General features: G+C 44.2%; 23 protein-coding genes and 1 tRNA gene. 20 read left to right on the forward strand and 4 right to left on the reverse strand.

Going from position 1 to position 24,053, the window contains the following annotated elements:
• The first annotated feature begins 45 nt into the window (after nucleotides 1–45).
• From scpB to ICV01_RS03685, 11 genes are all read left to right on the forward strand, one after another.
• On the forward strand, nucleotides 46–705 hold the full coding sequence (gene scpB / locus ICV01_RS03635) for an SMC-Scp complex subunit ScpB (RefSeq protein ID WP_215288714.1): 660 nt from the start codon (nucleotides 46–48) through the stop codon (nucleotides 703–705).
• Complete coding sequence (rluB, locus tag ICV01_RS03640) at nucleotides 705–2,537, forward strand: 23S rRNA pseudouridine(2605) synthase RluB (protein WP_215288716.1); 1,833 nt, start codon at nucleotides 705–707, stop codon at nucleotides 2,535–2,537. The genes scpB and rluB overlap by 1 nt, the downstream gene beginning before the upstream one ends.
• A gap of 178 nt (nucleotides 2,538–2,715) precedes the next feature.
• On the forward strand, nucleotides 2,716–3,210 hold the full coding sequence (gene rimP / locus ICV01_RS03645) for a ribosome maturation factor RimP (RefSeq protein ID WP_215288718.1): 495 nt from the start codon (nucleotides 2,716–2,718) through the stop codon (nucleotides 3,208–3,210).
• A complete protein-coding gene (nusA, locus tag ICV01_RS03650) occupies nucleotides 3,207–4,682 on the forward strand; it encodes a transcription termination factor NusA (protein ID WP_215288720.1) in 1,476 nt (491 codons plus the stop codon). The genes rimP and nusA overlap by 4 nt, the downstream gene beginning before the upstream one ends.
• Nucleotides 4,683–4,698: 16 nt before the next feature.
• The gene (infB, locus tag ICV01_RS03655; RefSeq protein ID WP_215288722.1) at nucleotides 4,699–7,494 is read left to right on the forward strand and encodes a translation initiation factor IF-2; all 2,796 of its coding nucleotides are present in this window, start codon (nucleotides 4,699–4,701) and stop codon (nucleotides 7,492–7,494) included.
• Nucleotides 7,495–7,508: 14 nt separating this feature from the next.
• Nucleotides 7,509–7,865: a 30S ribosome-binding factor RbfA gene (rbfA, locus tag ICV01_RS03660; RefSeq protein WP_215288724.1), complete on the forward strand. Its 357-nt coding sequence runs from the start codon at nucleotides 7,509–7,511 to the stop codon at nucleotides 7,863–7,865.
• Nucleotides 7,866–7,868: 3 nt separating this feature from the next.
• Nucleotides 7,869–8,816 carry a tRNA pseudouridine(55) synthase TruB gene (gene truB, locus ICV01_RS03665; protein ID WP_215288726.1) on the forward strand — a complete coding sequence of 316 codons (948 nt, stop codon included), beginning with the start codon at nucleotides 7,869–7,871 and terminating at the stop codon, nucleotides 8,814–8,816.
• A gap of 28 nt (nucleotides 8,817–8,844) precedes the next feature.
• The gene (gene typA / locus ICV01_RS03670) at nucleotides 8,845–10,665 is read left to right on the forward strand and encodes a translational GTPase TypA (protein WP_215289121.1); all 1,821 of its coding nucleotides are present in this window, start codon (nucleotides 8,845–8,847) and stop codon (nucleotides 10,663–10,665) included.
• A 64-nt stretch (nucleotides 10,666–10,729) separates the two neighbouring features.
• Nucleotides 10,730–11,626 (forward strand): pseudouridine synthase, encoded by an 897-nt coding sequence (locus ICV01_RS03675; RefSeq protein WP_215288728.1) that lies wholly within the window; start codon nucleotides 10,730–10,732, stop codon nucleotides 11,624–11,626.
• Between the two features lie 9 nt (nucleotides 11,627–11,635).
• Nucleotides 11,636–12,718: a tRNA dihydrouridine(20/20a) synthase DusA gene (gene dusA, locus ICV01_RS03680; RefSeq protein ID WP_215288730.1), complete on the forward strand. Its 1,083-nt coding sequence runs from the start codon at nucleotides 11,636–11,638 to the stop codon at nucleotides 12,716–12,718.
• 15 nt (nucleotides 12,719–12,733) lie between these two features.
• A tRNA-His gene (locus tag ICV01_RS03685) sits at nucleotides 12,734–12,809 on the forward strand.
• A 92-nt stretch (nucleotides 12,810–12,901) separates the two neighbouring features.
• On the opposite strand, the gene ICV01_RS03690 is transcribed toward ICV01_RS03685, so the two are convergent.
• A complete protein-coding gene (locus ICV01_RS03690; RefSeq protein ID WP_215288732.1) occupies nucleotides 12,902–13,276 on the reverse strand; it encodes a hypothetical protein in 375 nt (124 codons plus the stop codon).
• Between the two features lie 130 nt (nucleotides 13,277–13,406).
• On the opposite strand from ICV01_RS03690, the gene ICV01_RS03695 reads away from it, so the two are divergent.
• Nucleotides 13,407–14,294, forward strand: coding sequence for a lipid A biosynthesis acyltransferase (locus ICV01_RS03695; protein WP_215288734.1), 888 nt, complete (start codon nucleotides 13,407–13,409; stop codon nucleotides 14,292–14,294).
• A gap of 29 nt (nucleotides 14,295–14,323) precedes the next feature.
• Here ICV01_RS03695 and lexA read toward each other — a convergent pair whose 3' ends face one another.
• Nucleotides 14,324–14,983, reverse strand: a complete 660-nt coding sequence (gene lexA / locus ICV01_RS03700; protein WP_215288736.1) for a transcriptional repressor LexA — start codon at nucleotides 14,981–14,983, stop codon at nucleotides 14,324–14,326.
• 55 nt (nucleotides 14,984–15,038) lie between these two features.
• Between lexA and ICV01_RS03705 the strand changes: the two genes are divergently transcribed.
• The 8 genes from ICV01_RS03705 (at nucleotide 15,039) to ICV01_RS03740 (ending at nucleotide 21,746) form a co-directional block, all read left to right on the forward strand.
• The gene (locus ICV01_RS03705; RefSeq protein WP_215288738.1) at nucleotides 15,039–16,016 is read left to right on the forward strand and encodes an asparaginase; all 978 of its coding nucleotides are present in this window, start codon (nucleotides 15,039–15,041) and stop codon (nucleotides 16,014–16,016) included.
• A 105-nt stretch (nucleotides 16,017–16,121) separates the two neighbouring features.
• Nucleotides 16,122–16,493: a 30S ribosomal protein S6 gene (gene rpsF, locus ICV01_RS03710; protein WP_215288740.1), complete on the forward strand. Its 372-nt coding sequence runs from the start codon at nucleotides 16,122–16,124 to the stop codon at nucleotides 16,491–16,493.
• 21 nt (nucleotides 16,494–16,514) lie between these two features.
• A complete protein-coding gene (priB, locus tag ICV01_RS03715; RefSeq protein WP_215288742.1) occupies nucleotides 16,515–16,802 on the forward strand; it encodes a primosomal replication protein N in 288 nt (95 codons plus the stop codon).
• A 12-nt stretch (nucleotides 16,803–16,814) separates the two neighbouring features.
• On the forward strand, nucleotides 16,815–17,093 hold the full coding sequence (gene rpsR, locus ICV01_RS03720) for a 30S ribosomal protein S18 (protein WP_088812045.1): 279 nt from the start codon (nucleotides 16,815–16,817) through the stop codon (nucleotides 17,091–17,093).
• Nucleotides 17,094–17,105: 12 nt separating this feature from the next.
• Entirely contained in the window at nucleotides 17,106–17,558 is a 453-nt protein-coding gene (gene rplI / locus ICV01_RS03725; protein ID WP_215288744.1) for a 50S ribosomal protein L9, read from the forward strand.
• 28 nt (nucleotides 17,559–17,586) lie between these two features.
• Entirely contained in the window at nucleotides 17,587–20,034 is a 2,448-nt protein-coding gene (gene dnaB, locus ICV01_RS03730; RefSeq protein WP_215288746.1) for a replicative DNA helicase, read from the forward strand.
• A gap of 75 nt (nucleotides 20,035–20,109) precedes the next feature.
• Nucleotides 20,110–20,736: a DUF47 domain-containing protein gene (locus ICV01_RS03735; protein WP_215288748.1), complete on the forward strand. Its 627-nt coding sequence runs from the start codon at nucleotides 20,110–20,112 to the stop codon at nucleotides 20,734–20,736.
• Nucleotides 20,736–21,746: an inorganic phosphate transporter gene (locus ICV01_RS03740; protein ID WP_215288749.1), complete on the forward strand. Its 1,011-nt coding sequence runs from the start codon at nucleotides 20,736–20,738 to the stop codon at nucleotides 21,744–21,746. The genes ICV01_RS03735 and ICV01_RS03740 overlap by 1 nt, the downstream gene beginning before the upstream one ends.
• 54 nt (nucleotides 21,747–21,800) lie before the next feature.
• Here ICV01_RS03740 and ICV01_RS03745 read toward each other — a convergent pair whose 3' ends face one another.
• Entirely contained in the window at nucleotides 21,801–22,355 is a 555-nt protein-coding gene (locus tag ICV01_RS03745; RefSeq protein ID WP_215288751.1) for a C40 family peptidase, read from the reverse strand.
• Nucleotides 22,345–24,033, reverse strand: a complete 1,689-nt coding sequence (locus ICV01_RS03750; RefSeq protein WP_215288753.1) for a PhoH family protein — start codon at nucleotides 24,031–24,033, stop codon at nucleotides 22,345–22,347. Before ICV01_RS03750 ends, ICV01_RS03745 begins: the two co-directional genes overlap by 11 nt.
• Nucleotides 24,034–24,053: the final 20 nt, after the last annotated feature.

Genomic DNA, 24,053 nt, shown 5'->3' on the forward strand with positions numbered 1-24,053 from the left:
CGGCAATCCTTAACCCTAATATAAATATTTTCCCTTTTTAAATTTATGAATCCTGAACAGCTCAAGCTGGTGCTTGAAACTGCACTCTTATGTGCATCTGAGCCTATGACGATTAATGACTTGCGTCGTTTATTTGTAGAAGAAGTGCCTGCTGAAGACATTAAAAATGTTTTAACGGAAATTCAGGCTGATTGGTCAGAAAAGGGAATGGAGCTTCTCGAGTTAGCAACAGGCTGGCGTTTCCAGAGTCGTTTGAGTATGCGAGAGTTCTTAGATCGCTTAACGCCTGAGAAGCCACCTAGGTATTCAAGAGCAGTTATGGAGACTTTGGCAATTATTGCTTATAGACAGCCTGTAACTCGTGGTGAGATTGAAGAGATTCGTGGTGTAACGGTTAGTTCAAATGTGGTTAAGCAGTTAGAAGACCGCGGTTGGATTGAGGTGGTTGGGCATAAAGAAACTGTGGGTCGTCCAGGTCTGTATGCAACAACTCGTGATTTTTTAGATGATCTCTCGTTAACATCTTTGCAAGATTTGCCAATCCTAGAAAGCGCTGAAGCTCAGGCAGAGTCAGTTGCTCAGCGTGTGATGGAGTTTGAGGGTGATGCGGCTCAGGTGATAGATGTCGAAGCTAAAGAGTCGGTGGAGGGTGGTTCAGAGGAATCCCCAGAAGCTTCAGATAGTAATGATCAAGATAAAGCCTAATGACAACACCTGAATTTGAATCGGATAAACCTTCATCATCTGTTGTGAGTGAGGGGAAAGAATCAGCTAATACAGCTGGTGGGCAAGAAGGTGGTGAGCGTCGACCTAAACGTTTTGGCCGTGGACCTTATAACAAGGGGCGCGGTAAGCCTCGTGCAAAACCTACGGCAGAAGGTGATGCAGTAGAAGGTGCTGAGTCTGCTCCCGTGGTTGAGGGGGAAAGCGTTGTTGGTGCAGAGGGTCAGCGTCCTGAAAGACGTGGACCTAGACATCAGCGTCATGAGAGGTCTGAGCGTACGCAACGTCATCAGCAAGCACCTAAAGCAAATCCTTTGGCAGAAGAGAGTCAAGCGCTGTTTGCTTCGGTTGTTTCCGGTGAGTTTGATGCAGCGCTTGATGCTCCTGAAGCCGAGCCGGAAGTGACGCATGAAATGGTTGCTCAAACTTTGGCAGAGATTGCTGAGGAAGATCGTGAGCACGCTGAGGATGGCGCTGAGAAAGAGTTGGCTACTGAAGAAGAGGTTATGCCGACGCTGCAATTCTCAAGCGTTGATGAGTTGCCCTTAAGCTTACGTGATGAAGTTTGGTCTGATCTTGATGACGTTGATGAAGAAGGTTTCGACGAAGATACTGTCAAGTTGCATAAAGTTCTAGCTGATGCGGGTATGGGGTCGCGCCGTGACATGGAGGACTTGATTATTCAAGGCCGTGTGTCTGTGAATGGTATGCCTGCTCATATTGGTCAGAGAGTGGGGCCGACTGATCAAGTGCGTATTAATGGCAAGATGGTGCATCGTAAGATTGCAACAAAGCCCCCTCGTGTCATCATGTATCACAAGCCTGCGGGGGAGATTGTGAGTCAATCAGACCCTGAAGGTCGACCGACGGTATTTGATCGTTTGCCTAAAGCGAAGCAGGGTAGATGGATTGCTGTAGGCCGTCTGGATTTCAATACAGAAGGGCTTTTGTTATTTACAACTTCTGGTGAGTTGGCTAATCGTTTGATGCACCCACGTTATGGGGTTGAACGTGAGTATGCTGCTCGTATCTTAGGTGAGTTAGATCCTGAGCAAGAGAAGCAGTTAAAGACAGGTGTTCAATTAGATGATGGCGTTGCCAAATTTTTAAGATTAATTGCTGGTGGTGGCGAGGGTGCAAACCGTTGGTATCACGTGGCTCTAACTGAAGGCCGTAACCGCGAGGTTCGCCGTATGTTTGAGGCGGTAGGTCATGTTGTTTCACGCTTGATTCGTACGCGTTATGGTTTATTTGTGTTGCCTCCTCGCTTGAGAAGAGGCCGTTGGGAAGAGGTTCCTTCCGATCAAATTGTGCAATTGATGAAGATGGCTGGCCTAAAAGTTCCTCAAGGTATGGGGGATAAACCAAGGCGGGATCCTAGAGATGGCCGAGGACATCGATCTGAATCGGGTGGTGGTCAGCCTGACCCAATGCAAACATCAGTGTCTTATTGGGGGTCGAAAGATGCTTTAAGGCAGGCTTCTAGTCGAAGTTTTGCTCAAGGGCATGGTGACGAGCGTGGTGGTTCGAAGCATAAAGGTAAAGGGCATCGCTCTAATGCTGGTGGTCGTCCGCATCAAGGTCGTTCTGGCGGTGGCCAAGGTCAGGGTCAGGGTCGTCGTTTTGATGAGGATAGTCAAGCGGGTGTTCACCATGGCAGTGGTTTTGGTTCGGCAGCTGATAAACCGCGTTCTGGACAAAAATTTGGTAAAAAAGGCCCTGGTCAGGGGGCTCATCGTTCTGGGGCTGGTAAAAATCGGGGTCAGAGTGCTAAGCCGGGCGCCAAATTTGGTAAAAAATTCACAAAAAGCTGATTAAAACAAGGGTTCCCTAAGGGGAATCCCTTGGCAGCTATTTGAACTTCCTATATAATTCAAGTCTTTAGTAGTTCCGGCTAAAGTTGCGTTCAACGTAAGTCGGGCATGTTCTTTTTGTTTAGGAATATGGGCTCTATGCCCATTTTTTTTTGGTGAAATTAAACGTAATAGCTTTATGGCAAACGAACAAGTTTTAATTGCTGATGCTTTAAAGGGCCTAGGTTACACACTCGTGGATATCGAGCGTGAAGGTCGTGGTTTGCTGCGCGTCACAATTGAAAACATTGATTATTCACGCCCAATTGATATTACGGATTGCGAAAAAGTAAGTCGCCATTTGAATTACAGCTTGCCTGTAGATGGGGTTAACTATGAGCGATTGGAAGTTTCTTCACCAGGATTAGATCGACCTGTGAAAACAGTGGGAGACCATATCCGCTTCGCGGGTTTGGAGGCAAATGTTAAGTTGCGTGTTGCTCTATCCGGTAGAAAGAATTATGTGGGTGTCTTACAAGGTTTGGTTAGTGGTGACGCTGACTCTGTAGATGCCAAACTAGGTTTGTTGTTTGAAGCACCTGATGGCAATGAAGCCATGCTGGAATTTACTCTAGCCGAAGTTGAAAAAACTAGGTTAGTCCCTGTCGTTGATTTCAAAGGAAGAAAATCATGAGTCGTGAAGTCCTCATGCTAGCTGACGCATTAGCACGCGAAAAGAATGTAGATAGAGATATCGTTTTTGAAGCTTTGGAGATGGCTTTAGCCTCTGCTAGCAAAAAGCGCTATGAAGAAGATGTCGATATGCGTGTTGCAATTGACCGTGATAGTGGTGAATATGAAACCTATCGTCGTTGGTTGGTGGTTCCTGATGAAGCGGGCCTGCAAGAGCCGGACAAGGAAATTCTTTCTTTTGAAGCTAAAGAACAAATTCCTGATATCGAGGTAGGTGACTATATCGAAGAGCAAGTTGAATCAATTGCTTTTGGTCGTATTGGCGCACAAACAGCCAAGCAAGTTATTTTGCAGCGTATTCGTGATGCTGAACGCGAACAGATTTTGAATGATTACCTTGAGCGTGGCGAGAATGTCATGACGGGTACGGTTAAGCGTGCTGATAAAAATGGTTTGATTGTTGAATCGGGTCGTGTTGAGGCATTGTTGCGCCGTGATCAAATGATTCCTAAAGAGAATCTACGTAGTGGCGATCGCGTGCGCGGTTTTATCGTTAAAGTTGACCGCGAAGCGCGTGGTCCTCAAATTGAGTTATCTCGTACAGCTCCACAATTTTTAATTAAATTGTTTGAGAATGAAGTGCCAGAGATTGAGCAAGGTTTGTTAGAAATTAAAGGCGCAGCTCGCGACCCTGGTATTCGCGCAAAGATTGCTGTAGTTGCTCACGATAAACGTATTGATCCAATCGGTACTTGCGTGGGTGTACGTGGTACGCGTGTGACAGCTGTTCGTAATGAAGTCGCTGGCGAGGCGGTGGATATTGTGTTGTGGTCTGAAGATCCTGCTCAATTCGTGATTGGTGCCTTGGCACCAGCGCAAGTTCAATCGATTGTGGTTGATGAAGAAAAGCACGCCATGGATGTTGTGGTCGACGAAGAGAATTTGGCGATCGCGATTGGCCGCAGTGGCCAAAACGTTCGTTTAGCTAGCGAATTGACTGGCTGGCATATCAACATCATGACTCCAGAAGAGTCAGCGCAAAAAACTGAGGAAGAGTCAGAAAAGGTTCGCGCATTGTTTATGGACAAGCTTGATGTCGACCAAGAAGTTGCTGATATCTTGATTGAAGAAGGTTTTAATAGCTTAGAAGAAGTGGCGTATGTGCCGTTATCAGAGATGCTTGAGATTGATGCATTCGATGAAGATACGGTTAATGAGTTACGTACTCGTGCACGAGATTCTTTGTTGACGATGGAGTTAGCAAAAGAAGAGCTTGTGGAAGAGGTTTCTCAAGATTTACGTAGCTTAGATGGTGTTACAACAACGCTTATCGCTAAGTTGGCGGAAGGTAATGTTCATACTCGTGATGATTTGGCGGAATTGGCTGTTGATGAGTTAATCGAAATGACTGGCATCAACGAAGAAGACGCAAAGGCTCTCATCATGAAAGCTCGCGCACACTGGTTTAACTGATTCATAAGGGGTTCGCATGGCGACCACGACCGTAGAAGATTTGGCAAAAGAACTGAAGCGTTCCACAGCAGAATTGTTGGGACAGCTTCAGGCTGCCGGCATTAAAAAAGAGTCAGCGGAAGATAAGCTGACTGAGAAAGATAAAACAAAGTTGCTAGAGCATTTGCAGGCTGCGCATGGCACTGCAGAAGTGGGTGCGCGCAAGAAAATTACCTTAACTAAGCGCGAGACGACTGAGATCCGCCAAGCGGACTCTGCTGGTAAAACTCGTACAGTTCAAGTTGAGGTACGTAAAAAGCGTGTGCTTGTTAAGCGTGATGAGTCAGCAGAAGAAGCTACAGCCCCAGTAGTTCAAGAACCTGTCGTTGAGTCTACTGCGCCGGCTAAGCCAGTGCTGGATGATGCTGAGTTGGCAAAACGTGAAGCAGAGGCTAAACGTCAAGCGGAATTGTTAGCTCGTCAAGAAGCTGATATGAAAGCTGAGATGGAGCGTCGCGCTCGTGAAGAAGCTGAGAAGGCTGAAAAAGCGGCGGCAAAAGTTAAAGCTGAGAAAGTGATCGAGTCTCCAGTTGTAGATACTGTGGAAGAAGCTCAAGCTAAAGCAGATATTGCTGAAAAAGAAAAAGTGGCTGTAGCTGCAGCAGCCAAAGTTCGCGATGATGAATTAGAAGTCATTCGAGCTCGCCGTGCTAAAGCGGAAGCTGAAGCTTTAGCGATTCGTGAAATGATGAATGCGCCAGCTCGTGTTCTAAAAGCGCCTAAGCCAGCAGAAGAGGAAAAGAAAGGCACTTTACATAAGCCTGTTAAGGCTGAGGGTGCTGATGATAAGAAGAAAGATAAAGCAGTAGTTGCTAAGCCTGGTGCTAAAACTATCAAATCTTCTGAGTCTTCTTCAACGTGGCAAGAGGATGGCAAGAAACGTCCAGGCGGCCTAAAAACTCGTGGTGATACAACGGGTGGTACAGGTAATTGGCGCGCTGGTGGTGGTCGCAAGAAAAACCAACAACAGCAAGTTAGTGAAGTGCCAACAAACTTTGTTGCGCCAACCGAACCAGTAGTTCGTGATGTGCATGTTCCTGAAACAATTACTGTTTCAGAATTAGCTCACAAGATGTCTGTGAAGGCGGCTGAGGTTATCAAGTTATTGATGGGCATGGGCCAGATGGTCACCATTAATCAAGTGCTCGATCAAGATACAGCAATGATCATTGTTGAAGAGATGGGCCACAAGGCATTCGCTGCTAAATTGGACGATCCTGACTCTGATCTAACAACAGACGCTCATGATGCGGAGTTGTTGACAAGACCACCAGTAGTAACAGTGATGGGTCACGTTGACCACGGTAAAACGTCGTTGCTAGACTCTATTCGTCGTGCAAAAGTAGCCTCTGGTGAGGCGGGCGGTATTACTCAGCATATCGGTGCTTATCACGTTGAAACACCGCGCGGCATGATTACTTTCTTGGATACTCCGGGTCACGAAGCGTTTACCGCTATGCGTGCTCGTGGTGCTCAAGCAACAGATATTGTTATTTTGGTAGTTGCTGCTGACGATGGCGTGATGCCGCAAACAAAAGAGGCGATTGCTCATGCTAAGGCTGCAGGTGTACCTTTGGTTGTGGCGATTAACAAGATTGATAAGCCTGAGGCTAATCCTGAGCGAGTGAAACAAGAGTTGGTTGCTGAGGGTGTAGTGCCTGAGGAGTATGGTGGTGATTCACCATTCATTCCTGTTTCCGCTAAAGCTGGCACGGGTATTGATGATTTACTAGAGAACGTATTGTTGCAGGCTGAAGTGCTTGAGTTAAAAGCTCCAAAAGATGCGGCAGCTAAAGGTTTGGTGATTGAAGCTCGCTTGGATAAAGGTAAGGGTCCTGTGGCAACCATTCTTGTTCAGTCAGGAACGTTGAAACGTGGCGACATGATTTTGGCGGGATCGTCTTTTGGTCGTGTCCGCGCAATGTTAGATGAAAATGGTAAGTCATGTAATGAGGCTGGACCATCTATTCCAGTTGAAATTCAAGGGTTGTCAGAAGTTCCTGCTGCTGGTGAAGAAGTTATTGCTGTGGCTGATGAGCGTAAGGCTCGTGAGATTGCCTTGTTCCGTCAAGGTAAGTTCCGTGATGTGAAGTTAGCTAAACAGCAAGCTGTGAAACTTGAGACTATGTTTGAAAACATGGGCGAGGGCAGTGTTGAAGCTAGATACTTGCCGATCATTATTAAAGCAGACGTTCAGGGTTCTCAAGAAGCGCTGTCTCAATCATTGCAAAAGCTATCAACACCTGAAGTGAAAGTGCAAATTGTTCATGCTGCCGTAGGTGGTATTAGCGAAACAGACATTAACTTGGCTGTTGCTTCGAAGGCGGTTGTGATTGGCTTTAACTCTCGTGCAGATGCTTTAGCGCGCAAATTGGCTGAAGCCAATGGTGTCGATATTCGTTACTACAACATTATTTATGACGCTGTCGATGAAGTTAAAGCAGCGATGAGTGGCATGTTGACGCCAGAGAAGAAAGAAGAAGTCACTGGCTTAGTTGAGATTCGTCAAGTTATTCAGGTTTCTAAGGTTGGTTCAATCGCAGGTTGTATGGTGCTTGAAGGTATTGTTAAACGCACTTCACGCGCACGTTTACTACGTAATAACGTGGTGGTGTGGACAGGCGAACTTGACTCATTGAAACGTTATAAAGATGACGTAAAAGAAGTTAAGGGTGGTTTTGAGTGCGGTTTATCTCTCAAAAATTACAACGATATCGAAGTTGGTGATCAGCTAGAGATCTTTGAAGTGACTGAAGTGGCAAGAACGCTTTAATTAGAGAAGAGTCTATGCCTGTAAAAAATCACCGTAACCAGCGTGTGGCTGACCAAATCCAAAGGGATTTGGCCGAGCTCATACCGCGTGAGGTGAGAGACCCTAAAGCTGGGTTGATTACTTTGCAGGCTGTTGAGCTAACGACTGATATGGCGCATGCTAAAGTTTTTTTTACGGTATTGGGTGCTGATCCTGAGTATGCGTTAGCAGTTTTGCGTGAAAAAGCAGGTTATTTACACTCGTTGTTATTTAAGCGTTTGCATATTCACACGGTGCCTACTTTGCATTTTCATCATGATGAATCTGTGGCGCGTGGTGTTGAGATGTCTCGTTTGATTGACCAAGCATTAAAAGATAGTGATAAGGCTTAAGTGATGCCCCAAGGTATACATGGGGTAGTACTTTTGGATAAGCCAGAAGGTATTAGTTCCCAAACAGCGGTAACAATTGTTAAGCGATGTTTTGGAGCTGACAAGGCGGGGCATACTGGAACTTTAGATCCAATGGCAACTGGATTATTGCCGGTTTGCTTAGGTGAGGCGACAAAATATTCGCAAGACTTGTTGGATGCTGACAAAACTTATTTGGCAACGATCAAGTTTGGTGAAAAAACAACAACAGGTGATGCTGAAGGTGATGTTATTGAAACACGTCAGCCAAGTTTTAATGTAACTGACATAGTTACTTTGCAAAATAAACTGGGTGAGGTGTTAAAGAAGTTTACGGGTGAGATTGAGCAAATTCCACCAATGTATTCAGCATTAAAGCGTGATGGGAAACCATTGTATGAATATGCTCGTGCTGGTGAAACTTTAGAGCGAACTGCTCGTCAGGTCACGATTTACTCGTTGAAATGGGTATCTGTTGATTGGCCAGTGGCAGTGCTAGAAGTTTCTTGTAGTAAAGGTACTTATGTCAGAACTTTGGCAGAGGACATTGGGGAATATTTGGGTGTTGGTGCGCATCTAATTGGGTTGAGGCGCCAGCAAGTAGGACATTTAACCTTGGTTAAAGGTGTTACCTTGGACAAGGTTAAAGGGACGGCTAACGATGCAAGTGAAAAAGGGCTCTATTTGTTGCCGGTAGATGCTTTAGTTCAGGAGCTTAATTCATTGGAGCTTTCTAATGAAGAGGCAGATCGTTTGCGGTTGGGGCAACGTGTACCGGTGAGTAAGCTAGGTAGTGAAGAAGAGTTGATGAGAATTTATCGTGGCTCTGTGGAGTCATGTAATTTTATGGGGACTGCAGATTGGCGTAAGGGTGTTTTACATCCGCGCCGTTTGATTGCCCAAGCTGTAGTAGTAACGAATTTAACAAATTAATATAAGTGAAAGCAGAACCATGAGTAATATCCGCGCTTTAAGAAATATCGCCATCATTGCCCACGTTGACCACGGTAAAACTACTTTGGTTGATCAATTATTGCGTCAATCAGGCACGTTCCGTGATAACCAACAGGTTGCTGAGCGTGTAATGGACTCAAATGATATTGAAAAAGAACGTGGCATCACGATCTTGTCTAAGAACTGTGCTGTGGAATATGAAGGTACTCATATCAACATCGTTGACACCCCAGGACACGCGGACTTTGGTGGTGAAGTTGAGCGCGTTTTGTCGATGGTGGATGGTGTTTTATTGCTAGTGGATGCAGTAGAAGGCCCAATGCCTCAAACGCGTTTTGTGACTAAAAAAGCTTTAGCTCTTGGATTGAAGCCAATTGTGGTGGTTAATAAAGTAGACCGCCCGGGTGCTCGTATTGATTATGTTGTAAATGCAACATTTGAACTTTTTGACAAGTTAGGCGCAACAGAAGAGCAGTTGGATTTCCCAGTTGTTTATGCCTCTGGTTTAAGTGGTTATGCAGGTCTGACACCTGATGTTCGCGAAGGTACGATGGCGCCATTGTTTGAGACGGTATTGAAGTATGTGCCTATCCGTGATGAAGATCCCGATGGTCCTTTGCAATTCCAAATTTCATCAATTGATTACAACAGCTATGTAGGTAAGATTGGTGTGGGTCGTATTAGCCGCGGTACTGTGAAAGCTGGCCAATCTGTTATTTGCCAAAATGGTCCTGAAGGTACGCCGTTTAATGGCCGTATTAATCAAGTCTTGAAGTTCCAAGGATTGGAGCGTGTTCAGGTTGATCAGGCAGCCTCTGGCGATATCGTATTGATTAATGGTATTGAGGATTTGGCGATTGGTACAACAGTATGTTCGCCAGATAAAGTAGAGCCATTGCCTATGTTGAAAGTGGATGAGCCAACTTTGACGATGAACTTTATGGTGAATACAAGCCCATTGGCTGGTCGTGAAGGTAAGTTCATTACAAGTCGTCAGATTCGTGATCGCTTGCATCGCGAATTAAAGTCAAATATGGCTTTGCGTGTGAGTGATACAGATGATGATACGGTTTTTGAGGTATCTGGTCGTGGTGAGTTGCACTTAACGATTTTGATTGAAAACATGCGTCGTGAAGGTTATGAGTTAGCGGTGTCACGTCCTCGCGTGGTTTTCCATGAAGAAAATGGCGTGAAGATGGAGCCATTTGAGAACTTAACTGTGGACGTTGAAGATACAACTCAGGGTTCAGTGATGGAAGAGTTGGGTAAGCGTAAGGGCGAATTGCAAGATATGGTTTCCGACGGTAAAGGCCGTACACGTCTTGAGTACAGAATCCCTGCGCGTGGCTTGATTGGTTTCCAGGGGGATTTCTTGACGATGACTCGCGGTACTGGTTTGATGAGTCATACGTTTGATGCTTATGGTCCAATGAAAGAGGGTATGGTTGGTGAGCGTCATAACGGTGTATTGATTTCACAAGATGATGGCGAGGCTGTTGCGTATGCTTTGTGGAAGTTGCAAGACCGTGGACGTATGTTCGTTGTTCCCGGCGATGCGCTATACGAAGGTATGGTGATTGGTATTCATAGCCGTGATAATGATTTAATTGTGAATCCGATTAAAGGTAAGCAGTTAACTAACGTGCGTGCTTCTGGTACGGATGAAGCGGTTCGTCTAGTGCCAGCGATTCAAATGTCTTTAGAGTACGCAGTTGAATTTATTGCTGAAGATGAGTTGGTTGAAGTGACTCCGAAGAGCATTCGTATTCGTAAGCGTTATTTGAAAGAGCATGAGCGTAAAAAAGCTAGCCGTGAGACAGCTGCTTAATTTCACTCATTAAGCCAAAGCAAAGCCGCATTTATTGCGGCTTTGTTGTAACTAGAATCCACTCATGCAAACTTCATCAGGTATTTCTCCTAGTAAAGTTTTTTTGCCTCAGCAGGAACAGAGGTTCGCATTGTTATTGGATTTTTTAATTCACCAATTTCCTGCTATTCCTGAAAAAGAATGGCTTTCTCGATTTGAAGATGGCTTGATTTCTAATGTCGATGGTGTGCCGCTAGATGCCTCTGTAGGCTATGAGGGTGGTACAGTTATTTATTACTTTAAAAGAGTTGTTTCGGAAGAGCTTATTCCTTTTCAGGAAAAAATTCTTTATGAAGATGCACATTTGTTAATAGCTGATAAGCCCCATTTTTTACCTGTAACCCCTGGCGGACATTATTTAGAGCAAACCCTATTGGTGCGCTTAAAGAAGGCCACAGGGTTGGAGTCTTTGAGCCCGATTCATCGTATTGATAGAGAGACTGCTGGCTTGGTGGCTTTTTCTAAGAGATCTGAAGATAGAAATGCATACCAATCTTTATTTCGAGATAAAGCAGTTACTAAAGTTTATGAGGCTATTGCAGTCTATCGAGGCGATCTGAGACAACAATTCCCGATTCATCACCGTAGTAGGATTGAAGAGTCTGATGTATTTATGCAAATGCGTGAGGTGGTTGGAGAGCCTAATTCAGATAGTTTGGTTGAGTTGTTAGCGGTAAAAGGTGAGTGGGCAAAATACCGATTGCAATTAGGGACGGGTAAGAAACATCAGTTGAGAGTACATATGAGTGCTTTGGGTTTGCCTATTAAAAATGACCAAATTTATCCTGTTTTGAAGCCTCATGTCGTGATTAATAAAGACTTTACCCACCCCCTTCAGTTGTTAGCTAAAGAGTTGAGTTTCACCGATCCTATTACTCAGAAGAAGCATCATTTTTTTAGCCAGCAAGCGCTTCATCTATAAAATCTATTTATGTCAGAAAATAAAAAACGTTTAGCTGTTGCGCCTATGATGGATTGGACGGATCGTCAGTGCCGTACTTTCCATAGAAGCTTAACTAAAAAAACAGTTCTTTATAGTGAGATGGTGACAACTGGAGCATTGATACATGGGGATGTTCCGCGTCATTTGGATTTTGATGAGATTCAACATCCAGTAGTTTTACAGTTAGGCGGTAGTGAGCCGGACGATTTAGCAACTTCAGCCAAATTAGCTAAAAAATGGGGCTACGACGAAATTGATTTGAACTGTGGATGTCCTTCTGAACGAGTTCAGAGAGGTTCATTTGGCGCTTGTTTGATGGCTGAACCGCGGTTAGTTGCTGATTGCGTTAAAGCGATGGTGGATGCAGTTGATATACCTGTAACTGTTAAGCATCGTATGGGGCTTAATGAGATGGATGTCCGCTCAAATCCAAAAGATTACCAATTCACTTTGGACTTTATTTGCAAAGTGGCAGATGCTGGTGCCAGCCAAGTAACCATTCATGCTAGAAATGCGATCCTTAAAGGTTTATCGCCTAAGGAAAATAGAACTGTTCCACCACTTCAGTATGACATCGCAAAACAATTGAGAATCGATGCGCAAAAACATTTCCCGCATTTAAAGGTTTTGCTAAATGGGGGCTTAGAAACAAATGGCGATATCGCTAGGCATTGGCATGATTTTGATGGCTTCATGATTGGCCGTGCTGCCTATCACACCCCCGGCATCATGCTTGATTGGGATGAGATGTTGGCAACGGATGGTCAAGCTTTCGGTAGTTTTTTTGGGGTGGAGCAGTGGAATCGTATTACTGAAGAGTTAATCGGTCAGTGTGTGCGTTGGTTAAAGCATTGCCAAGCTACTGGAGATCACTTTCATATGGCGGCTATTACCCGCCATATTTTGGGTTTAGCTCACGGCAAGGGTGGTTCTAAGCATTGGCGCAGAAAGCTTTCGGACTATCGTCTATTGGGTGCAGTAAAGACGGAGCAAGACGTCCGGGCTTTTTTTGAGGATGCCAATAAAGAGTTGCGGATGTATATTGAACAAGATGAGGCAGACGAGGTATAATCTTTTTTCTCTACGGTGGCTGTAGCTCAGTTGGTAGAGTCCAGGATTGTGATTCCTGTTGTCGTGGGTTCGAGCCCCATCAGCCACCCCAAAACATAAAAGCCCCTTAGTTAATTAAGGGGCTTTTTCTTTTTGTTCAATTGATTCATTGATTCAAGGAACAAGAGGGTAATTTATGAAGCATTATGGATTTTGATGAAAATAAATCATAAGACTCACTAAGATCGCAGCTATTGTAATTTGGCTGATTAAGGTGCGATTAGTTAGCTTATCAAGAATGGAGTCTTGAAAGTTATCGATTCTTTTTTCAATATGTTTCTTAAAATCACTAAGCTCGTTACGCATATCCTTAACTTGATCCCGAACGTCTTTAACTTGTTCACGAACTTCTTTAATGTCTCCTTTTAATTCATTGCGCACCTCATGTAATTCTTCTTTTGTGGCCAAGCTTGATTGTTCTACGGAAGTATCATTGATAGCGTGACTTAGTACGCTAGCTTGAGTGCTGCTAAAGCCGTTGGCCTCTAATGACTCTTTTAATTTAAGTGTGTTGATCATTCATTCTCCTTGGGTTTGGATTAATAATTTATATTTTTTATAAGCATTTGGCAAATCAACAAAATTAATATCTAGATGGTTGTGGGGCTATTCAGATAGGGGAAGCTATGTTCGTGAGAAAATCTTTTTTGTGAAAACTTTATTGAATATTCTGGCTCACGGATTTTTGTGGCTTCTAGCTTTTATCCCCTACAGATGGGCGGTAGTAGTGGGCTATGGTTTAGCTTCGATTGCGCCAACTTTTTCAAAGTCTCGCGTTAAAGTTATTAATGCTAATTTAAGAGCTTGTTTTCCAAATTTATCTTATGAAGAACGAGAGCAGCTTGCGCAAAAGCATTGGCGTTTATTAGGTAGAAGTTTTGCTGAGCGTGGACGATTATGGTTGGGTTCAGAAAAATCAATTACTGATTTTGTGACGGTTACTTCAAGTGTGGATGTAACTGATGGTCGGCCACGTTTATATGTGGGTATGCATATGGTTGGTATTGAAGCTGGTTTGATTGCAACTTCTCTCTATTTGAAGCGCCTGCACACTAATCCAGGAATTACCTTGTATGTGTTTATGAAGAATACTTATTTTGAGCCACGCATTAAAAAGTGGCGTGAGCGTTTCGGTGCAAGGATGTTTTTGAGAGAGAAGCACGGCAGGGAGTTGTTGAGAGAGATTCGTCGAGGAACTTTTGTTTGCTTATCGCCTGATATGGATTTAGGTAGAAAAGATTCAGAGTTCGTGCCATTTTTTGGCGTACCAACCAATACGGTATTAGCTGTTTCTAAAATGGCTAAGCTTGCGGGGGCAGAAGTATGTCCAATTTTTACAACGTTGCGTCATGATGGATCTGGTTACGATTGTCATATTGGAGAACCTTGGCCTAACTTCCCGACAGATGATCCAGTAGCTGATACCGCACGCATGAATGAATATTTTGAAGCGGTTATTCGCCCAAGAATTCCAGAGTATTACTGGATACATAAGCGCTTTAAAAATCGGCCAGAAGGCCAGAGTTCTATCTATTAATGTATTTATTAATAGATAGAAAAGATAAGTTATAGACCGCCTGGGCGAATCAGACCTACAGCCAAACCTTCAATGGTTATCTCATCGCGACGTGGATCAACGATGATATTTTTAAAATCTGGGTTCTCGGCAATTAATTCAATTTTGATACCGTGAGGTCCTTTGGTTTGTGACCAACGCTTCACAGTTACTTCATCTTCTAGGCGAGCCACAACGATTTCACCATTGCGTACATCTGATGTTTTCTTAACGGCTAAATAGTCGCCTTCTAAGATTCCGGCATCTTTCATACTCATGCCGCGAACTTTTAATAAATAGTCTGCGCCTTTATCAAATAAAGATGGATCGCAAGGCACTTGTTTTTCAATATGCTCAACAGCAAGAATAGGTGAGCCTGCGGCGACTCGACCAATGAGAGGTAATGTTAATTGCTGTAAAGATTGCAAAGGCAGAGTTAATTGTTTTGCTAACTTAATACCGCGTGAGGTGCCTGGTGTTAACTCAACATAACCTTTACGAGCTAGAGCACGTAAATGTTCTTCTGCGGCATTCGCTGAGGCAAATCCTAAGCGTGTAGCAATTTCAGCTCGAGTGGGGGGTAGGCCACTTCGAGATATGGCATCAGATATCAGGCCAAGAATTTCTTCTTGCCTAGCTGTTAGCTTGGGTTTCGCTGTATTTGTATCCATGCTGTGATTCTATACAGTAATTTTCCAAGAAGCAATACCCATTGATAATGCGCTGATGAATTCAGGACATATATTGCTTTTGGGTATGGGCGGAACTATTGCTGGGGTGGCAATGGACCGGGCAAAACCTATGGCCTATCAGGCTGGTGCCATACCTGTGTCTGGGCTTGTGCAAGATTTAGAGTTGGATGAGGATTTTGGTGAGATTGAGGCTGTTCAGGTAGCGAACGTGGATAGCCGCCATATGACTGAAGAGCTTTTAATTCAGTTGGGTTGGGCTGTTAAAGATGGTCTTGAGCGCCCTGATATTGTTGGCATTGTGGTCACCCATGGCACTGACACAATGGAGGAAACTGGTATTTTCTTGCACGCTACTTTGGGTAAGTTGGCCAGTCATTACAAGAAGGCTGTTATTTTGACTGGAGCCATGTTGCCAGCTAATGCTGATCATGCCGATGGGCCTTCTAATTTGAGAGCTGCCCTATATTTGGCTAAAGAAGCCAAGCAAACGGAACAGTTTGGTATTTTGGCGGTGATGGCTGGAAAGCTTTGTCTGGCTAGAGAGTTATCTAAGCAGCATACACACGCTTTGGATGCCTTGGTTGTAAATGCTCATGAAATCGATGGGCCTATCCATAAGCGTCAGGCTGATTTGAGTTTGCCGGGGCAGGCTCAGTGGCCTTGGGTGGAAGTCGTGACAAGTCACGGCGGAGCTTCCGGTAAATTGGTGGATTGGTTGGTTAGCGAACATGTTGACGGCATCGTGGTAGCCGGAACGGGGCAGGGCAGCATTCATGGGCGATTAGCGGATGCCTTAATTAAAGCTGCGGAATTAGGCATTCCTGTAGTTAGGTCCTCAAGAACGGGGGCTGGGGCGGTTTTTTCAGAGATTTCTGAGCCGGATAGTGCAAGAAATTGGTTATCCGCGAGGGATTTATCCCCACCTAAGGCTAGGATCGCCCTCCAATTAGCTATTTTGGAGGCTAATTCAAGGAAAACTGACGATTGGCAGAGTATTTTTGCTACAATCTAGGGCTGTAGTTTTTTTACCTTGTCACACTGGTCAATTGGCTTTTAGCAGGCAACTGCGATGGTTCATTGAGACGCCCAGGTGGCTTTTATCCATAAGGAGTAATTAATGCGTCATTACGAAATCGTTTTTATCGTCCATCCGGACCAAAGCGAGCAAGTACCTGCCATGGTTGAAAAGTACAAGAGTACTATTACAACTCAAGGTGGCAAAGTTCACCGCGTTGAAGATTGGGGCCGTCGTCAAATGGCTTACATGATCGACAAGCTTGCTAAAGCCCATTACGTTTGCATGAATATTGAGTGTGGCCAAGCTACGCTTGATGAACTTGAGCATGGCTTCAAGTTTAACGACGCTGTTTTGCGTCATTTGGTTATCAAGGTTAAGAAAGCTGAAACAGAGCCTTCAATCATGATGAAGCAAGTTGAACGCGAAGAAGCTCGTAAAGCTCAAGCTGCAACGGAGGCGCCTGCTGCCTAATAGGCACTGAGCGGGTTTGGGTTGAATCAATTCATCCTAACAGCCGCCCTAGTTGCTAAGGAAGCTCTTCGATATACCCCTGCAGGTTTACCTGTGATTGAATGCCAACTAGAGCATAGTGGCGAAGTTCAAGAAGCAGGCAATGCAAGGCAAGTCAAAATGAGTATCTCAGCGATTGCAATCGGTTCAGTTTATGAAAAATTGAATCAAATGCATTTAGGGAAGGTGGCTAGGTTTAGTGGATTTCTAACTCATAAGAGCCTGCGCAGTCAGCGACTCGTCTTTCATATTACGCATATTGAATTGTAAAAAGGAAACATCATGGCATTTGTAAAAAAAGGTGATGACCGCAAGAACAAGCGTCCAGCACAAAACCCATTGTTCAAACGTAAACGTTTTTGCCGCTTCACAGCAGCTAACGTAGACCAAATCGATTACAAAGATGTAGACACATTACGTGACTTCATCGGCGAAAACGGCAAGATCACTCCTGCTCGCTTAACTGGTACTAAAGCTTTGTACCAACGCCAATTGGAAACAGCCATCAAACGCGCACGTTTTTTAGCGTTGATGCCTTTCACTGACCAACATAAGAAATAATCAGGGGTCATTATGCAAATTATTCTTTTAGAAAAAGTAGCTAACCTAGGTAACTTAGGCGATGTAGTTCGCGTTAAAGACGGTTTTGCTCGTAACTTTTTGATTCCACAACGTATGGCTCGTCGTGCTACTGCTACAGCGATTGCTGAGTTTGAAGCTAAGCGTGCTGAGTTGGAGAAGTTGGCGGCTGAAAAGCTAGCAGCTGCACAGGCAGTTGGTGCTAAGTTGAATGGTTTAACTGTTGAAATCAAACAAAAAGCTGGTGTTGATGGCCGTTTGTTTGGTTCAGTAACGAACCATGATGTTGCTGATGCATTGAAGGCTAAAGGTTTTGCTGTTGAGAAAGCTTCTGTGCGTATGCCAACAGGTCCATTGAAGATTGTTGGTGACCATACATTGTCAGTGGCTCTTCATACAGACGTTGTAGTTGATATTACTGTTCAAGTTATTGGTGAGCAGGTTTAATTCATAGCTGACATATTGAATCATCGCTATGACTGATTCCGCTGTCCAAGCTTTAAAAGTACCCCCGCATTCCGTCGAGGCCGAGCAATCGGTGCTCGGCGGTTTGCTTTTGGATAACAACGCTTGGGATAAAGTCGGCGATGTTATTACTGAAAAAGATTTTTATCGCCCTGATCATGGTTTGATTTACCGAGTTATTGGTAAGTTGGTTGGTGAGGGTATGCCTGCGGACGTTATTACAGTGTCTGAGGCAATGAAGACGCAAGGTGGTGGCGAGGCGATAGGTATTGATTACCTTAATGCTTTGGCGCAATCTACTCCAAGCGCATCGAATATTCGTGGTTATGCTGAGATTGTGCGTGACCGTAGTGTATTGCGTCGATTGATACAAACTTCCGACACGATTGCAGGCACTGCTTTTACGCCTGAAGGCCGTTCAGTTCAAACGATTTTGGATGAGGCTGAGTCTCGTATTCTTGCGATTGGTGAAGAGGGTAGTCGCGGTAAAACGGATTATTTTGAAATTGCACCATTGCTCACCGATGTGGTGAGTCGTATTGATGAGTTGTATCACCGTCAAGGTTCTAGTGATGTGACAGGTGTTTCAACAGGCTTTGTTGATTTAGATAGACAGACTAGCGGCCTGCAAAAAGGTGATTTGATCATCGTTGCGGGAAGACCTTCTATGGGTAAGGCGCAGCCGCTTGACGCTCAAATTAAAACCTATGATGGTTGGAAATTCATGGGGGATTTACAGGTTGGCGATAGATTGGCGTCATTTGATGGTGAGCAGTCCTTTGTGACCGGCATTTATCCTCAGGGGTTTAAGCAAATATTTAAGGTGACACTCTCGGATGGTCGTCAGACAGAGTGTTGCGCTGAGCATTTGTGGAGAGTCATGTACCGTGATTGGTCTGAACCTCGGGTTATTAATACGGAACGCCTTATCGAGATGTTGTCTTGCGCTCGTTATAAAAATAGATTGTGGGTAGATAATATTTCTGGTGATTTTGGGCATGATCGTGAACTGCCTATTCATCCATGGGTGTTGGGCGCCTTATTGGGGGATGGTACGTTAGCGCTATCTCATAGTAGTGTGATGTTCTCCACGAAGTCGCCCGAGATGGTTGAGCTGATGAATGCCTTAATGGGCTATGAGATGGAATTGGTTCACGCAAAAGCCTATGACTGGAGGGTTGTGTCAAAGGAGCGAATCACAGTCAATGGCCGTCGAACAGTGGTGCCCAATGCTTTTAGAGGGGCATTAAATGATTTAGGGTTGTTGGGTACTCGAAGTCATGACAAGTACATTCCGACCGAATATTTAGAGGCCAATAAAGAATCTAGGTTAGCTCTATTGAGAGGTCTTTTAGATACGGATGGCTGGATTGAAAAGTGGGGTTCTATCCGTTTTTGTACAGTTAGCCAGCGGTTGGCTAACGATGTTGCAACTTTAGCTAGATCTTTAGGAGCATTTTGTTCGATTGCAACGAAATCAACATTCTATGTGTCAAATGGCGAACGTAAACAGGGGCAATTAGCTTATGTTTTGAACATGGCTTTTGAAGCAGGGTTAGAAGTTTTTACCTTGCCTGAGAAGAAGGCTAGATTAAGGAGTAGTTGGAGTAGGCAAAGACGTTTAACTTTTAAGAGTATTGAGTCATCAAGAGTTGCTCAAGCCCAGTGTATTTCCGTTAGCCATCCAACTAAGACATACGTGACGGATAACTATGTAGTGACACACAACACTGCATTTTCTGTCAATATCGCCGAAAATGTCGCGTTGAAAGAGGGCCTGCCTGTTTTAGTTTTTTCCATGGAGATGGGGGCTTCTCAGTTGGCTTCTCGTATCTTAGGCTCTGTGGGCCGTATTGATCAGTCACGCATGAGAACTGGCAAGTTACAAGACGATGAATGGCCGAAAATTACAGAAGCCATTTCTCGTTTAAATGAAACCACCATTCTGATTGATGAAACTGGTGCCTTAAGCAGTCTTGAACTAAGAGCGCGCGCTAGACGTATTGCGCGCAAGTGTGGCACGTTAGGGTTGATTGTCGTTGACTACTTGCAGTTGATGAGTGGTAATAGTGGCGGCAATGGTGAAAACCGTGCCACTGAAATTTCTGAGATTTCAAGGTCTTTAAAGTCACTTGCTAAAGAGTTGCAGTGTCCAGTCATAGCTTTATCTCAATTAAATCGTGGTCTTGAGCAAAGGCCGAATAAGCGTCCAGTGATGTCGGATTTACGTGAATCAGGTGCTATTGAACAGGATGCCGACGTTATTTTGTTTATTTACCGTGATGAGGTATATCACCCTGATACCACTACCGATAAAGGTATTGCCGAAATTATCTGCGCAAAGCAGCGTAATGGCCCTATTGGTACCGTTAAATTGAGTTGGCAAGGTCAATTCACGAAATTTGATAACTTAGCCCTAGGGGCAGGCCAGTCTTCTGGCGGATACGAGCCTTTTTAAGTAATTTCCCCCAATAAAAATAGTTAAATAGACTAAAATGATGACACTTTTATGTCATGTCATTAAGGGAAGTTTATGCTCGGTCGCTTCATGCCAAAAGAAGAAAATTTCTTCGAATTGTTTAATCAACACGCAGCACTTTGCGTTCAAGGATCTCAAGATTTGTATCAGTTGATGAGTGATTTGCCGAATGGGGCAGAGCATTCACGAGCGATTCAGTCTTCTGAGAAAAAAGCAGATAAGATTACTCACGAAACGATTGATTTATTGCATAAGACTTTTATTACGCCCTTGGATCGTGATGAAATTCATAAGCTCATCACAACGATGGATGACATCCTTGATTTGATGGAAGATGTTGCTGAAGTTATTAATCTTTACGATGTAACCCAAGTAACAGCGGAGGCGGTAGAGTTAGCGCGTATTTGTGTCGCTTGTTGTGAGCGTGTTAGTGCGGCTGTTGGTAAATTGCACGATATGAAGAATGCAAAAGATATTCTTCGTATTGCCACAGAAATTGATATGTTGGAATCTGATGCGGACCGCGTGATGCGCGCTGCAATTTCTCAATTGTTCCGTGATGAGAATGACTTCAAACTGTTGATGAAGTTAAAAGCAGTTTATGAATTGCTAGAAACAATTACTGATAAGTGTGAGGATGTGGCAAACATCCTTGAAGGTATCGTTCTGGAAAACGCGTAATGACACCAGTAGAGATGAGTATTTGGGTGGTGGGCCTATTAGTAGGCCTTGCCTTGCTATTCGATTTTATGAATGGCTTTCATGACGCAGCGAATTCAATTGCTACGGTAGTTTCAACTGGTGTTTTAAAGCCACAACATGCTGTGGCTATGGCAGCATTCTTCAATTTTGTGGCCATCATGATTTTCCAGTTAAAGGTTGCTGCTACGGTAGGTAAGGGCACCATTGATCCTACAGTTGTTGATCATTTTGTTATTTTTGGTGCTTTGGTTGGTGCTGTAGTTTGGAATATCGTCACTTGGTGGGGCGGTATCCCTTCAAGTTCTTCACATGCATTAATTGGTGGTCTAGTGGGCGCTGGTATGGCTAAGGCTGGTCCAAGCGCTTTGGTGTCCTCAGGCGTTATTAAGACGGTGGTATTTATTTTTGTTTCACCGTTTTTGGGTTTTATCTTAGGTGCATTGCTTACGTTGTTATTTTCTTGGTTATGCTTCCGCATGTCTCCTGCGCACGTTGATCGTTGGTTTCGCCGTTTTCAATTAATATCGGCTTCCATGTATAGCTTGGGCCATGGTGGTAATGATGCGCAAAAAACCATCGGTATTATTTGGTTGTTATTACTGACCGGTGGCTATGTAACTGCTGGTGATGCTTCTCCTCCTATGTGGGTAATTGTTTCTTGTTATGTAGCTATTGGATTGGGCACTCTTTTTGGTGGTTGGAGAATTGTAAAAACCATGGGGCAAAAAATTACCAAGCTAAAACCATTTGGTGGATTTTGTGCTGAAACAGGGGGTGCGATGACCTTGTTTTTGGCAGGAGCTTTAGGTATTCCAGTATCCACGACTCACACAATTACAGGTGCTATTGTTGGTGTGGGATCTGCTCGTCGCATGTCGTCTGTGCGTTGGGGCTTGGCCGGTAGCATTGTTTGGGCTTGGGTTTTAACTATCCCAGCTTCAGGCTTGATGGCTGCAGGTGCTTGGTGGATTGGAACAAAAATCCTTTAATAAATGGCACTTTAGTAACCAATAAAAAAGCCTGAATTATTTCAGGCTTTTTTGTTATCTACTGGCAACAATTCTGCGGGACTCCGTATACCGGCTGGCCCAGTATGAGGAAGTAATTTTCTCGAGTCTCACCGTGCCACCTTGTGATGGGGCATGTACAAAGCGACCCTTCCCAACATAAATACCTACATGAGAGTGGGGGTCTCCTTGCGTATTAAAAAAAACTAAATCTCCAGGAGCTGGTGTTTGGTTTCCTAAAGAAGTGCCGATTCTCCCGATTTCTTGTGTTGTTCTTGGCAAGAGAATGTCACCAGTTTTTTTATAGACATAACCAATGAGGCCGCTACAGTCAAAGCCTCCCTTGGGGGTATTGCCACCATAACGATAGGGTACGCCAACTAAACCAATAGCAGCGATGGAGTAATCCTCTAAACCGGCACTGACATCTTTTTCAAAGTCAGGTAATGAAGAGAATCTTGGGAGAGCAGCACAGGCGGACAGTAGTCCACAGACGAACAGCAGCCCAATCTGCCCCCTTATTTTTTTAAAGACATTTAAAAAATAGGGTTGATTAGATTCAACCCTATTGTCAAAGTTGTTACAAAGCATCCGCTGCATGATCTGCAAGGCGTGAGCGTTCTCCACGTGCTAATGTGACGTGACCACTATGGCGCCAACCTTTGAATCTATCCACCACATACGTTAGGCCTGAAGAGCCTTCTGTTAAGTAAGGTGTGTCGATTTGAGCAATGTTGCCTAAACAAATAATTTTGGTTCCTGGGCCTGCTCGAGTAACCAGTGTTTTCATTTGTTTTGGCGTTAAGTTTTGAGCCTCATCGATGATGACGAACTTGCTTACAAATGTGCGACCGCGCATAAAATTCATGCTTTTTACTTTGATGCGTGAGCGGATTAGTTCTTGAGTTGCAGCGCGACCCCATTCTCCGGCGCCATCTTCACTGCGATGAAGCACTTCTAGGTTGTCGTCAAACGCACCCATCCAAGGTTGCATTTTTTCTTCTTCTGTTCCTGGTAAGAAACCAATATCTTCTCCAACAGGCACTGTTGCTCGTGTGATGATGATTTCGTTATAGCGTTTGCTATCTAAAACTTGTTCTAATGCGGCAGCTAGGGCTAAAAGTGTTTTACCTGTACCAGCTTGTCCTAGTAGGGTAACAAAGTCGATATCTGGATTCATCAACAAATTCATGGCAAAGTTTTGCTCGCGGTTGCGAGCGGTGATACTCCAGACATTATTTTTTTGATGAGAGTAGTCTTTTAGTGTTTGCAATAACGCGGTTCTGCCTTGTACTTCGCGAACTTGCGCGTAGAAGGGGGTGCCGCCATCAGAATTTTCTTGATAGACGAATTGATTCACCATCATTTGTGAGACGCTAGGGCCTGTCACGCGATAGAACATCGTCCCAGATTTAGCATCACTCCAGCTTTCCATATCTTTGCCATGCTTAGGCCAAAAATCATGAGGTAGCTGTAAGATGCCGGCGTACATCAAATCACGATCTTCTAGAACTTGGTCGTTGAAGTAGTCTTCAGCAGGTAAACCTAAAGCGCGTGCTTTGATGCGCATATTGATATCTTTTGATACCAATACAACTTGGCGATCTTTGCGGCTTTGTTGAAGTTCTCTAACCACACCTAAAATCATATTGTCGGCTTTGCCTGTTGGTAAGCCATCGGGCAGGGTGATATTGTTGAGTTCTACTTGGAAGTAAAGGTTGCCTGTGGCATCTTTGTTACCTAATTTATTTAGGGGGATACCTTCTTCTAAAACGCCACTGGTATCAGCTACTAATTGATCTAGTGAGCGACTAACTGTACGAGCATTACGTGCAACTTCACTCATACCTTTTTTATGGTTGTCTAGTTCTTCAAGCGTCATCATTGGCAGATAGACATCATGCTCTTCGAAGCGGAAGAGTGCTGATGGATCATGCATGAGAACGTTGGTATCTAAAACAAATAAACGAATGATGCCGTCATCAGGGATTTTTCTGACTCTAGCGGATGTTTTTGGTGTTTGAATGGCCTGAGCAAGGGCAGTCTTTTTCCCTTTAGCTGGGGTGCGCATTTTCTCAAGAGTAATTTCTGCCAAGGAGAGTGCACCTCCTGGGCTATTTAAATCTGTTTCTAAGGTTTCTGCTACTTCAAGAACTTCTTCCGTTTCCTCAACTTCAACTCTTTTAGGTCGTTTTTTTAAACTAGGTTTTGGTTGGCGACTAATGTTTACTTTGTCTGCTGCTTGAGTTGGGATAGGGGGCAAAGGCATTCCGGAGGTCTCCTAACAAA

Origin of the sequence: Polynucleobacter sp. MWH-Spelu-300-X4 (genome assembly GCF_018687515.1) — a bacterium.
GTDB lineage: Bacteria > Pseudomonadota > Gammaproteobacteria > Burkholderiales > Burkholderiaceae > Polynucleobacter.